Origin of the sequence: Rhodanobacter sp. AS-Z3 (assembly GCF_029224025.1) — a bacterium.
Lineage (GTDB): Bacteria > Pseudomonadota > Gammaproteobacteria > Xanthomonadales > Rhodanobacteraceae > Rhodanobacter.
Genome location: NZ_CP119392.1, coordinates 1,301,182 through 1,313,969, shown reverse-complemented (window position 1 = coordinate 1,313,969; position 12,788 = coordinate 1,301,182). Strand labels below are relative to the sequence as shown.

9 protein-coding genes are annotated in these 12,788 nt (G+C 63.6%); 8 read left to right on the top strand and 1 reads right to left on the bottom strand.

The window, feature by feature from the left end; all coding sequences use genetic code 11:
- Positions 1-272: 272 nt before the first annotated feature.
- The 5 genes from PY254_RS05560 (at position 273) to metK (ending at position 8,667) form a co-directional block, all read left to right on the top strand.
- Positions 273-2,816 carry a TonB-dependent receptor gene (locus PY254_RS05560; RefSeq protein WP_281014485.1) on the top strand — a complete coding sequence of 848 codons (2,544 nt, stop codon included), beginning with the start codon at positions 273-275 and terminating at the stop codon, positions 2,814-2,816.
- A gap of 58 nt (positions 2,817-2,874) precedes the next feature.
- Positions 2,875-3,861 carry a tRNA dihydrouridine synthase DusB gene (gene dusB, locus PY254_RS05555; protein ID WP_281014484.1) on the top strand — a complete coding sequence of 329 codons (987 nt, stop codon included), beginning with the start codon at positions 2,875-2,877 and terminating at the stop codon, positions 3,859-3,861.
- Between the two features lie 367 nt (positions 3,862-4,228).
- Complete coding sequence (locus tag PY254_RS05550) at positions 4,229-5,677, top strand: methyl-accepting chemotaxis protein (RefSeq protein ID WP_281014483.1); 1,449 nt, start codon at positions 4,229-4,231, stop codon at positions 5,675-5,677.
- A gap of 256 nt (positions 5,678-5,933) precedes the next feature.
- Positions 5,934-7,328, top strand: coding sequence for a GGDEF domain-containing protein (locus PY254_RS05545; protein WP_281014482.1), 1,395 nt, complete (start codon positions 5,934-5,936; stop codon positions 7,326-7,328).
- A gap of 142 nt (positions 7,329-7,470) precedes the next feature.
- Entirely contained in the window at positions 7,471-8,667 is a 1,197-nt protein-coding gene (gene metK / locus PY254_RS05540; RefSeq protein WP_281014481.1) for a methionine adenosyltransferase, read from the top strand.
- Between the two features lie 88 nt (positions 8,668-8,755).
- Here metK and PY254_RS05535 read toward each other — a convergent pair whose 3' ends face one another.
- Positions 8,756-10,756, bottom strand: coding sequence for a winged helix-turn-helix domain-containing protein (locus PY254_RS05535; protein ID WP_281014480.1), 2,001 nt, complete (start codon positions 10,754-10,756; stop codon positions 8,756-8,758).
- A 190-nt stretch (positions 10,757-10,946) separates the two neighbouring features.
- Between PY254_RS05535 and PY254_RS05530 the strand changes: the two genes are divergently transcribed.
- From PY254_RS05530 to PY254_RS05520, 3 genes are all read left to right on the top strand, one after another.
- Positions 10,947-11,288 carry a hypothetical protein gene (locus PY254_RS05530; RefSeq protein ID WP_281014479.1) on the top strand — a complete coding sequence of 114 codons (342 nt, stop codon included), beginning with the start codon at positions 10,947-10,949 and terminating at the stop codon, positions 11,286-11,288.
- Positions 11,289-11,551: 263 nt separating this feature from the next.
- Entirely contained in the window at positions 11,552-12,175 is a 624-nt protein-coding gene (locus PY254_RS05525) for a CDP-alcohol phosphatidyltransferase family protein (protein ID WP_281014478.1), read from the top strand.
- Positions 12,172-12,771: a lysophospholipid acyltransferase family protein gene (locus tag PY254_RS05520; RefSeq protein ID WP_281014477.1), complete on the top strand. Its 600-nt coding sequence runs from the start codon at positions 12,172-12,174 to the stop codon at positions 12,769-12,771. The genes PY254_RS05525 and PY254_RS05520 overlap by 4 nt, the downstream gene beginning before the upstream one ends.
- The last annotated feature ends 17 nt before the right edge of the window (positions 12,772-12,788 follow it).

Sequence of the window (12,788 nt, the reverse complement as noted above, 5' to 3'; positions counted from 1 at the left end):
AACGTAGCTGCAGCAAGCCGAACAGGGCCTTCCTCCGCGGAGGCCCTGTTCGTTTGGCTTTCCGCCGTCCACGCCGCGCGGTTTGCGCGATGCGTGGGGCGGCGCTCACGATCATGCCGCAGGGCACAAAAAAACCCTAAAATTCAGGATGTTGCTTTAACCAAACCCGCTGTATAGGATGGCCGTATCGCAAGAAATTGCGACTTGACGCCGGGACGCCGCCGAAGAGCGGCCCACACGTGCACCAACGGTCCATCAACGGGGAGAACTTCATGCAGCAAACCCATCAGCGTCGCCAGTACCTTGCTCTTTCGATCCTTGCCGCGCTGGCCATCGCGCCATGCTCGGTTGCGCTAGCCCAAGACGGAAGCGCGCCTGCGACGGACTCACAAAAAACCGAGAAAGCGGTCACGCTCAGCCAGATCATGGTGCAGGCACAAAAGCGCGCGGAATTGCTGCAGGACGTGCCGATCACCATGGCGACGTTGCCAGAACAACTGCTGCAGGACACCGGCGTGCACGACATCAAGGACCTGCAGACGCTGGTCCCGACCCTGTTCGTTGCCAGCACCACCTCGGAAACGCAGACCACCGCACGCATTCGCGGCGTCGGCACGGTGGGCGACAACCCCGGCCTGGAATCTTCGGTCGGCATCGTTGTCGACGGCGTGCCGCGCGCGCGCAACGGCGTGGCCTTCGGCGACCTCGGCGAACTGGAGCAGGTCGAAGTGCTCAAGGGCCCGCAAGGCACCGTGTTCGGCAAGAACACCTCGGCCGGCCTGATCAACGTGATCACCAAGCGCCCTACCTTCAAGGAAGAAGGCAACCTCGAGTTCACCGTAGGCAACTATGGCGCGGCGGGCGTGGCCGGTTCGTACAACAACAAGTTGAATGACTACGCCGCATTCCGGATCTACGCCGTCGATCGCAAGCGCGACGGCTTCAATCACGTCAATACCGGCGTCGGCCCGCGCACATTGACCACCGACGGCGACCAGAACTTCCATTCGGTGCGCGCGCAATTGCTGATCACGCCAAGCAAGAGCCTCGACATCAACATCATCGGCGATTACACCCAGCGCAACGAGAATTGCTGCGTCGGCGTCACCGTGGTGCGCGGCCCTACCGCGGCCATCGTCAACGCACTGGCCGGTGGCAAAGGGGTGATCCCGGCGGTCGACATCAACCAGCGACTGACCTACAACAACCGTGACACCACCCAGAAAATCACCGACAAGGGCATCTCGGCCGAACTCAACTGGAATACTTCATCGCTGGGCAACGCCACCTTCACCTCGATCAGCGCGCTGCGCGAGTGGGATGCCATCGGCGGCGCCGACATCGACTACAGCGGCGCGGATATCTGGTATCGGCCTTACGGTGCCAACGACAACTCGGTGCACTTCAAGACCTTCAGCCAGGAATTGCGCCTGGCCGGCCGCACCGATCGGGTCGACTGGATGGCGGGCATCTATTACGACAACGAAAAGCTGCAGCGACACGATGCCGTCAGCCTGGGCGCAGCGTATGAACCCTATTTGTCCACGGCGCTGCTGAACAACATCGCGGCCTCGTTCCCAGCTGGCCTGGTCAACACCACCGGCGCCGCAACCTTCCTCTCGCAGGCTGCGGGCAAGCCGTACGGCACGGCATATCTCGGCGCGGCATCGCGTGACCACTGGAAGCAGGACGCAAAAAGTACCGCGGCTTTCGGCAACGTCACCTTTCACGCCACCGACAAGCTGGCACTGACCATGGGCTTGCGTTACACCCATGAGAGCAAGTCGGTTGACTCGTTCTACAGCAATCCGAACGGCGGCCTCGCTTGCGCGTCTGCGCTGGGCAACCCGGCCCAGGTCGGCGGCGCGCTGGCTTCACGCGGCGTGCCCGGCCCGTATCTGTCCGCGCTGGTACCCACCGTCATCGGCTACATGTGCCTGCCGTGGGCCAACCCGATGTTCAACGGCCGTACCACCTCGCAGGATTTCACCGCCAACGAATGGTCGGGCACGGTGAAGGCGGCCTACCGCTGGACCGACGACGTGATGACCTACGCCTCGGCCGCACGTGGCTACAAGGCCGGCGGCTTCAACCTGGATCGCGTGCAGTCGGGCAACGGCCTGAGCAATGGACCGCAAGGCATCCTGCCGGTCACCGACACCTCGTTCCCCGGCGAATTCGTGGACAGTTTCGAGCTGGGCACCAAGACCAGTTGGGCGGGCGGCAACCTGTTGTTGAACGCCGCGCTGTTCCACGCGAAGTACACCGACTTCCAGCTCAACAGCTTCCTCGGCACCAGCTACGTGGTGCGCTCGGTGCCCGAGTTGATCACCAAGGGCATGGACGCTGACCTGCTCTGGCAGACCACGGTTCCGGGACTGTCATTGCAGGCTGGCGCCACCTATACGGACGCGAAATACGGCGACGACTTGTTGCCCGATGCTGCTCTCGCGCTGGTACCGGGCGGCACTGCCGGCTTCGCACCGAAGTGGTCGCTCACCGGTGGCGTCACTTACCAGTGGAACTTCAGTGATTCGCTGACCGGTCGCTTCAACGTCGGCGCCAAGCACATGACCGAGTACAACACTGGCTCCGACCTGAACCCGTACAAGATGCAAGCGGCCTATACCCTGCTCAACGCCCGCTTCGTGGTCGGCGCGGTCAGCAAGCACTGGCAGGTGGAGCTTTGGGGCAACAACCTCACCAACCGCACGTACAAGCAGGTGGGCTACGACGCGCCACTGCAGACCGGCTCGATCAATGCCTTCCTGGGTGCTCCTCGAACCTACGGCCTGACCTTGCGCGGCGCGCTGTAAACGCGTGAACCGGCAAGCCGCCAGCGCGGCGGCTTGCCGGTTTCACTACAATGGCCGAATGCGTATCGGCCCTTACCTGATTGACCCACGCGTGGTGCTGGCCCCGATGGCCGGCGTCACCGACAAGCCGTTCCGGCTGCTGTGCAAACGGCTGGGCGCGGGTCTGGCCGTGTCGGAAATGACCAATGCCGATCCACGGCTGTGGCACACACGCAAGTCGTTGCAGCGCATGGATCACGAGGGCGAACCCGAGCCGGTCAGCGTGCAGATCGCCGGCTACGACCCGGCGATGCTGGCCGAAGCGGCGCGCTTCAACGTGGCCAATGGCGCGCAGATCATCGATATCAACATGGGTTGCCCGGCCAAGAAAGTCTGCAACGTATGGTCGGGTTCGGCCTTGCTGCAGGACGAAGCCTTGGTGGCACGCATCACCAAGGCCGTGGTCGACGCCGTCGAGGTGCCGGTGACGCTGAAGATCCGCACCGGCTGGAATCGCGACAACCGCAATGCCGTGAACATCGCCCGGATCGCCGAGGACAGCGGCATCGCTGCATTGGCTGTGCACGGTCGCACCCGCGCCGACAAGTACGAAGGTGATGCGGAATACGAGACGATCACTGCCGTAAAGGCCGCCGTGCGCATACCCGTGCTGGCCAACGGCGATGTCTGCAGCCCGCAGCAGGCGAAGCATGTACTGGACATCACCGGCGCTGATGCCGTGATGGTCGGGCGCGGTGCACAGGGCCGGCCGTGGATCTTCCGCGAGATCGCACACTTTCTGGCTACCGGCGAATTGCTGGCCGAACCACAGCCCGCCGAAGTAGCCACCATCCTGCTTGGCCACCTTGAACAGTTGTACGCTTTCTACGGCGAACAGGCGGGTGTGCGCATCGCACGCAAACATCTGGGCTGGTACGCAAAGGATCGGCCGGAGAACTCCGCCTTCCGCGCCGTGGTCAATCGTGCAGAGACTGCTGCTGATCAGCTGCGCCTGACCCGTGACTATTTCATCGCGCTGGCGTCGCCTGAAGCGCGCGCTGCCTGAGCCAATTCCGCGCTACCGCGCCAGCGTACGAATCCGCGACGCCAAGCCAAGGCCAGTTATGCCAGCGAGCAGTCGCGTCGACGGCGGGAATCACGACGTCGGCTGTTTCGGGCTTCTCGTCGATCTGGCCATGCCGGCGACTCTCGCGTGTGTGTGGGCACGGATGCAGCCCGGACCCAGTCAGGAAACCATCGGTTGCCGCCCGGCCGTTGTTGGCTGAACGCTGACTCTTTCCAGCCAGTAAAGCTCTGTGACACGCGGCCGATAGCTATGGACGCTTAGCCGATCCGTTTCTCTGCGTCGCGCCTGTGGCTGTATCAGCAGGTATGGCTCCGCCCTGCCCAAATTAGCCTGAAGGCCACTCCGCATGACCCGCAAGAAACTTCCAGGCGTCAATGGCCTTGTCGAAGGAAACGACGGCCTGATGCTCCTGGCCATGGCAACCACCTGGCTTGGTGCCTGCATTTACGCCTTGATCAAGGTCGGCCTGCTGCCCACGATTGTCGTGGGTGCAGCCTTGATGGCGCTGGCCCTGCTGGTGGCAGTCCGTTCACGCGCTGGTCTGCTGAGCCGCACGCTGCTGCCGATTCTGGCAATGGTGATGACAGCGCTGCTGATTCAGGTGGACCAGGGCAATCCCGTCGCGCATTTCTCGATTTTTGCCATGCTTGGCGCCACCGTGGTCTACCGCAGTGTCATCTCACCGATGGTGGCAGCAGCAACCATCGCGGTACACCACGTACTGTTCAATTTTCTGCAGGGGCTGGCCTGGTTTCAGATCTGGGGATGGGTGCCGTGGTGCTTCCCCGAACCCAGCTGGTGGCTGGTCGTCGAACACGCGCTGTACGTGGTGGCCGAGACCGTGGTGTTGGTCATACTCGCGTACCGCGCCGCGCGCGATTTCTCCGTAGCTGAAGTGATTGGTGATATGGCCGCGCACATCGGTGCGGACGGTCAGCATGTCAATCTGGACTTGAGCGATTTCTCCAAGGTGAATGAGCCACGTGCGCAACGCCTGCTGGGAGTATTCCAGCAGATTGGCACCCTCGTCAGCGAGGTCAACCAGGGAGGCTCGTCAATCCTTGATGCCGCGCGACAGATTGCCCAGGGCAACGATGACCTGAGCCAGCGCACGATGGATCAGGCAACGAGTCTGGAGCGGACTGCTGCCTCGATGGAGCAAATGACCGCCACCGTGAAGCAAAATGCAGAAAACGCGCATCAGGCCGAACAGTTGGTGCGGCAAGTACGCGAACAAGCCACTACCGGCGGCTCGGTGGTCGCCGAGGCAGTTCTCGCCATGCAGGCCATCGACGAATCCAGTCGCGAGATTGCCGATATTCTGGGTGTGATCGACGAGATTGCCTTCCAGACCAACTTGCTGGCACTCAATGCCGCCGTGGAAGCGGCGCGTGCCGGCGAGCATGGTCGTGGTTTTGCAGTGGTTGCCTCCGAGGTTCGCGTACTGGCTCAGCGCAGTGCCAACTCGGCGCGCCAGATCAAAACCTTGATAGGCAACAGCGTCGAACGGGTCCGCGCCGGCAGCGAGCGAGTGAACCAGTCCGGCGTCGTACTCACGAATATCGTGAGCGGCGTGGGGCGAGTGGCTGCCGTTGTCGCCGAGATTGCCGCCGCCAGCGAGGAGCAGTCGATCGGTATTGATCAGATTGGCCGAGACATCACCTCGATCGATCGATCGACCCAGCAAAACGCAGCCTTGGTCGAAGAAGCTGCCGCCGCGAGCCGCCTACTGCAGGACCGTGCGGAAGCCATGCAAAATCAGGTCACCATTTTCAAGCTGGACAACCAATCCTGATCCGGCGTCCTGCCCGATGAATCACCCTGTCGCTGCACCAACAAATCAACGAACCCATGGCCTGTGAGACCCGCAAGAGCTGCGAGCGAAGCTCACCCGCGCAGGCTACTGATGTTCCATCAACCGCTCCGCATGGCTGCAGGCTGGTTGCACGCATACGGTTAAAGCAAACAGCGGCGAAGGGTGAATCGACCACCACGTGCGTTTCCCACGAGCCGCACGTAACATGGCCAACGGCGAAGCGAATCGGACGTCGATGAATACCCCGCAGTCAACACCCGCTCCACAACAGGTGATCGAGCAGCTGGAGCATGCCCGCGAGCAATGGCTGCGCGTCGACATCCTCCTGCGTCGCCTTTCCACCCGACTTACCTATGCCGCCGATGGCCGCACCGGAACGTTGGACGCCACCCTGGGCACACTGCGTCAGCGCTTGCGAGAACCACTCGACGAGCAGGAGCTGGAATCACTGCTGACCGACCTTACCGACGCCGTACGCTCGCTCGATGGCTTACCTGAAACGCGCAGCGCGGCGCCACCGCCGGTTGCAAGCAAGCCTGTTGCTGCACCACCTGTATCCGACGTCGTGCCAGCCCTTGCCATACCCGCGAGCTCATCCACCGCCAATCTGTTGCTGGGGCTGATTGATCGGCTGAGTCTGGAAGACCTCGACGCCAGTCGTCTGGACAATCTCCGCGCGGCCATCGCCAGCGCCGCTGACGATGCCGCGCTGGCCGTGCATGTCGAAAGCCTTACAGGCATGGTCAATCGCCACCTGCGCGAACTGGGCGACCAGCATGCCGCCGCCGAACAGCTGCTGACCCACGTCACCAAACAACTGGACGAACTGGCCCAATACCTCAATCACGAAAGCACCGACCGTCGCGATGGCACCGGTGCCAGGCAGGAACTGGACCGTCACCTGGCTAGCGAGATCGATGCGCTGGGCAATCACCTGCAGCAGTCACCCGACATGAGCTCCCTCCATCTGGAGGTGCAATCGCGACTCGGTGCGATCGCTAGCCACATGAAGACGTTCCGCGAGCGCGAAGACGCGCGCGAACGCGAGTGGCAAACCCGCTCCGAGCAGATGAACCAACGCATCGGCGAGCTGGAACGTTCGGCTCAGACGATGGAAACGCGCCTCAAGCAGAAGCAGCAACTTGCCTCGACCGACACGCTGACCGGTATCGCCAACCGGATGGTCTTCGAACAGCGCATGGTGGAATTGTGCGAGCAGGTCATGGATGAGGCCTGCGATGCCTGCCTGCTGGTGCTGGACATCGACCACTTCAAGAAGATCAACGACCGCTTCGGCCATGCCGCCGGCGACCGCGCACTGCGTATCGTGGCGGATCAACTCGCCACCCGCCTGCGTCCGGACGATCTGCTGGCCCGCTACGGCGGTGAGGAGTTCGTGGTGGTACTGCCTGGCACCACGGTGGACGCCGGCCATGCGATCGCCGAAGAGTTGCGCACCTGTATTGAAGGTGTCGGCTTTCGTGGTCAGCAACAACCGGTGCAGATCACCCTGTCGTGCGGCATCACCGCCTTGCGCGGCGGCGATACACCGGCAGACGTGTTCGAACGCGCCGACCGCGCTCTGTACCGCGCAAAACACGCCGGGCGCAACCGCTGCGTGGTGTTGTGACGGCGCTGACCGCCTGCGGCCATCCATACGGCTGAACGAATTCCCGCTGCGCCACCACGGCGCGGCTGCAAATGGAAGCCGGTCGTTGTATCATCACCGACCTCATCTATCTTTCTATCCGCACAAAGGGATATATACCGCGATGTCCAACTACCTGTTCACCTCCGAATCGGTCTCCGAAGGCCATCCGGACAAGGTCGCCGACCAGATCTCCGACGCCGTTCTGGACGCGATCATCGCGCAGGACCCGCGCGCCCGTGTGGCCTGTGAAACCATGGTCAAGACCGGCGTGGCGATTGTCGCCGGCGAAGTCACCACCGATGCGTGGATCGACCTGGAAGCGATCACCCGCAAGGTCATCGTCGATATCGGTTATGACTCCAGCGACGTCGGCTTCGACGGTGCCACCTGCGGCGTGATCAACCTGATCGGCAAGCAGTCACCCGACATCAACCAGGGCGTGGATCGCAAGAAGCCCGAAGAACAGGGCGCCGGTGATCAGGGCCTGATGTTCGGCTACGCGACGAATGAAACGAAGGACTTCATGCCGGCGGCGATCTACTACTCGCACCGTCTGGTCGAGCAGCAGGCCAAGGTGCGCAAGCGGAAGAACTCGCCGCTGCCGTGGCTGCGCCCTGATGCGAAGAGCCAGGTCACCCTGCGCTACGAGAACGGTGTCGCTGTGGCGATCGACGCGGTGGTGCTGTCGACCCAGCACGATCCAAGCGTGAAGCAGAAAGACCTGATCGAAGGCGTGCGCGAGCTGATCCTGAAGCCCGTGTTGCCGGCCAAGCTGCTGCACAAGGGCACCAAGTTCCACATCAACCCGACCGGCAAGTTCGTCATTGGCGGACCGGTGGGCGACTGCGGCCTGACCGGCCGCAAGATCATCGTGGACACCTACGGCGGCTGGGCGCGTCACGGTGGCGGCGCGTTCTCCGGCAAGGACCCGTCCAAGGTCGATCGTTCGGCGGCTTACGCCGCGCGTTACGTGGCCAAGAACATCGTCGCCGCCGGCATCGCCGACCGCTGCGAAGTGCAGGTGAGCTACGCGATTGGCGTGGCGCATCCCACCTCGATTTCGGTCACCACCTTCGGCACCGGCAAGATCAGCGACGAGAAGATCGAGAAGCTGATCCGCAAGCACTTCGACCTGCGTCCGTACGGCATTCTGCAGATGCTTGACCTGATCCATCCGATGTACCAGCAGACCGCCAGCTACGGCCACTTCGGCCGTACCCCGCGCGAACTGGTCGACGCCAACGGCAACGCGTTCACCTCGTTCTCGTGGGAAAAGACCGACCGCGCCGAGGCGCTGCGCAAAGACGCCAAGCTGTAACAGCGCAGTTGCGGCGCGTAGCGCACGCACTCACCAAACGGGCCGCCTTGTGCGGCCCGTTTCATTTCACGCCACGTCACCCGGCACGTCAGCTGCAAACCACGCCGGCACCGTCTGCGCGGCAGCGATCCGGCCAGCCGTGCGCGCGCCAGTAGTCGAGCATGTGGCTACGCCGCACATAATCCTGGAACGCGGCGTCACGGCGATAGTCGGCCAGTTCCGGGTTCCACAGCATCGAGTCCATACCCGAGTAGCCGCTGCGCCAGACCGTCTCCAGCATGGCGATGTTCGCGGCAACGTCGGCCTGTGGATCGAGCACCCGCAGCCAGTTCGGCGAACTTCCCGCCACCTTTTCCGAAGCATCGATCAGTCGCCGCGCCTTGGGCCACTGGGCAGGATCACGCAATGCTGCGCCTGCAGCCAGGTAGGAATCGGCGAAGCGGGGATCATCCGGAACGAATGACTGCAGATGCGCCAGATCGCCACGCCAGACCGCGTTGAACCAGAACGCGGCCTGATGGGATACGTGGGAGACATCCAGGTGACGCTGTGCCTCGTCATGCTGGCCGAGGGTGTCGAGCACACGCGCGAACTGATAATTGACGCGCGCCGAAAGCGGATCGGCGGCATAAGCGATCCGTATTTCGTCGAGCGCTTGATCGAGATAGCCCAAGGTCAACAGGTCCCGCGTGTACCACATGCGCAGGATCGAATCGGCCGGGGCAAGCTCCAGGCCACGTCGAAGCAGTTTCATGCCCTGCTCCCAGTCCCCTCGACGGCAAGCGTCGTCGCCGAGCACCGTATAGGCATCAGCCAGCGACGGGTCCATCTGCAAGGCCAGCTTCGCTTCGGCGACCGCCTCGACATGCTTGGACGCAGCGTCGGCCGGATCGCTGAAGGCCATTTGATTCAAGGCCAGCGCCAGGCCGGCATGGCCGCGCGCATAACCCGGTGCATCGGCGACGAGCTGGCGGAACGCCGCCTGCATCCTTGGCGCGCCGACGCCAAGCGGCACATCACCATGCAGCTGATGGCGAGCTTCCAGATAACGCCGATACAGGCCGGAATCCTCACTGCGCGCCAGATCCGCCTGCAGGCGTGCGCTGAGCTTGAGCGCCAGTACGTTCGCCACCGAGGTGGCGACGTCGCGCTCCAGTGCGAACACATCCGTTGCCGCACGGTCGTACTGCGCGGCCCACAGAGTTTGCGCGCTGGCAATGTCGACCAACCGCAACGAGGCGCGCAACTGATCGCCTTCATGTTGAACGCTCCCCTCGATCGCGTACCCCACGTGCAGGCGCCTGGCGATGGCTGGCAGATTCTCGCCGCTGTCCTGCGCCAGTGCCGCGGAGGTGCGCGCGATGACATGCACGCCATCCACCCGCGACAACAAGGTAATCAAGTCTTCACCCAGGCCGTCGGCAAAAGCGGCATCCGCCGCCGATGCGCCAATCACCTTCAGTGGCAACACGATGATGGAGCGCGTTGCGACCGGCGTGGAGCGGGCCACCCCAGGTAACGGGACCGGCACGTGCACGCGTCCGTAGTAGATCCAGGCCAGAGCAACCAGCAACAGCGCCGACAGGATCATCGCGGCAAGCTGCCACGCACGTCGCGGACGCACCTCGACTACCGGTACCAACCCCGCTGCCGCGGCAACAAGGGGCGGTGCAGGCAGCAACGCGTCATCAGCTGCGGACGCAAGGGCACCGTCATCGATGGGCACGCTGGCAACAGCACCGCCGCCGGGTACGCCGGAAAAATGCACGTCGGCGTCGAAGCGATAGCCAATGCCATGCACGGTGTGCAGGTAGCGGCCCTCGTGGCTGCTCTCGCCGAGGGCGTGGCGCAACAGCGCAACAATCCGGTTGAGTACGCCGGGCGTGACGTGGCTGTGGCCCCAGACCGCGTCCAGAATTTCATTCCGATCGAACACCCGCCCAGGTTCGCTGGCCAGCAACACCAGCACGGCAAAGGCCTTCGGCTCCAGCGGGCGCTCGATGCCACCCACAAGCAGCCGATGCCCGATCGTGTCGATCGCGACGTCGTCGAAGCAGATCCCGCTGCGGGTGAACCCTTCAGTTGTCATAGCGAACCTTCGAACAGGCCGACCGGTCGCGCATCAATCCCCATGCAATCAAGACTATACACGCCAAAAGAATTCCCCAAGCTTTTCCCAACGGAACCCATGCAAACCCCTCAAGACTGGATCAGACCACTGCGGCACGCTGGATCTGCCGACCGCATCAGGTCAGCTCCATCCAACTCAGGAGTCCGCCATGAACAGCCCCGCGAAAGCCATCTTGATCGCCACGTTTGCCGCAGCCATCCAACTCACCGCGCCGACCAGCCACGCGCAGGAAGCCTTGACGATCAGCTGCGCAGCTCCCCATCTGCCCAGCCAGCAGGCCGTTGCCAAGGCGCTCGATCTGCATAATTTCGGTCAGGTCTACCGCGCGCGTGACTTGCTGATGAGCTACGTCCACCGCGCCTGCGGCAAGGGCGCAACGGAAGTCCTGGTCAGCAGCGACAGCCCGGCAATCCACCTTCTGGACCGATCCTACGCTGGCCCGCGGATGGTCCGCGCAGCGAACCGGCCCACCGCAAGTGCAACCCGGTGAAGCCGATCCCCGCTGATTCGTAGCGACCCACGTGCGAATGAAGTGACCACGGCGGGCCATCGGCGACGCGGTGAATGAGCGGCGCGATCGACGTGCGAGCGCGTGGCTTGTAACGTTTTGAGATCTCGCCGGACAGCTAATGTCGTAGCGAGCATCGTCTGCGGAAGCTGAGACACCGCCCCCTATGTTTGCAGGTCCGCTCACCTGACAAGACCACCGTGGACCAGTACGATCCATGGCATTCATGTGGGGGGAGCAACTCGATGCCGGACGACAACCGCCGACCGATCGCGGTGCGCAGCAGCGGCTGGGCGCGCGGCACGGCTGCACTGCTGGCGCGCAGCGCCATCACGCCAAACCAGATCTCGTGCGCCAGTGTGTTGTTTGCCCTGGCCGGCTGCGCGGCGTTGCTGCAATGGCCGGATGCGCCTGGCTTGTTGCTCTGTGCGCTGTGCATTCTGCTGCGACTGCTGTGCAACATGTTCGACGGCATGGTCGCGGTCGAGGGTGGCAAGGGAACCGTCACCGGCCCGCTTTTCAACGAAGTGCCGGACCGGCTCGGCGACTCGCTATTCCTGGTCGCGCTGGGCTACGCCGTGATGCTGCCGTGGCTGGGTTGGCTGTGCGCCCTGCTGGCCGCGCTGACGGCGTACATCCGCGTGCTCGGCGGCTCGCTGGGACAGGCGCAGGATTTCCGCGGCCCGATGGCCAAGCCGCATCGCATGTGGCTGCTGGGTATCGCGCTGGTGATTGCCGCCGCGCTGCCATCGTGGAGCCACCGCTTGCTGATCGCTACGGCAGCCATCATCGCCGCGGGTTCGGCGCTCACCTGCATCACCCGCCTGCAAGCCATTGCCGCTCGCCTCCACCACGGTGCCGACGCATGATCACCTCGCACGTGCTGGTGGGCCTGGTGCGCTTGCTGGTGGGTGCCCATGCGCGCTGGATCGGCTGCGAACCGTCGCCCGTGCAGCGGATCTATTTCGCCAATCACTCCAGTCACCTCGATGCGCTGGCGCTGTGGTCGGCGCTGCCGCCTAGGTTGCGCGCCACCACCCGCCCGGTGGCCGCGCGCGATTACTGGGGGCACGGCGGCATCCGTGGTTTCATCGCCGACCACGGCTTCCATGCGGTCTACATCGAGCGCGACCGCAGCCAGCGCGAAGGCGATCCGCTGCAACCGCTGATGGACGCGCTGGACGCCGGCGACTCGCTGATCATCTTCCCCGAGGGCACGCGCAGCCAGGAAGCACTGCCGCTGCCGTTCAAGTCGGGCCTGTTCCACCTCGCCACCCGCTACCCGCAGGCCGAGCTGGTGCCGGTCTACCTGGACACGCTGCACCGGAGCATGCCCAAGGGCAGCCTGTTGCCGGTTCCCTTGACCTGCGTCGTGCGCTTCGGCGCAGCGCTCAGGCTGAATCCGGCTGAAGACAAGGACGATTTCCTCAAACGCGCCCATGCGGCGGTAGTGGAGCTGGCGTGACCGCACAACACAAATTC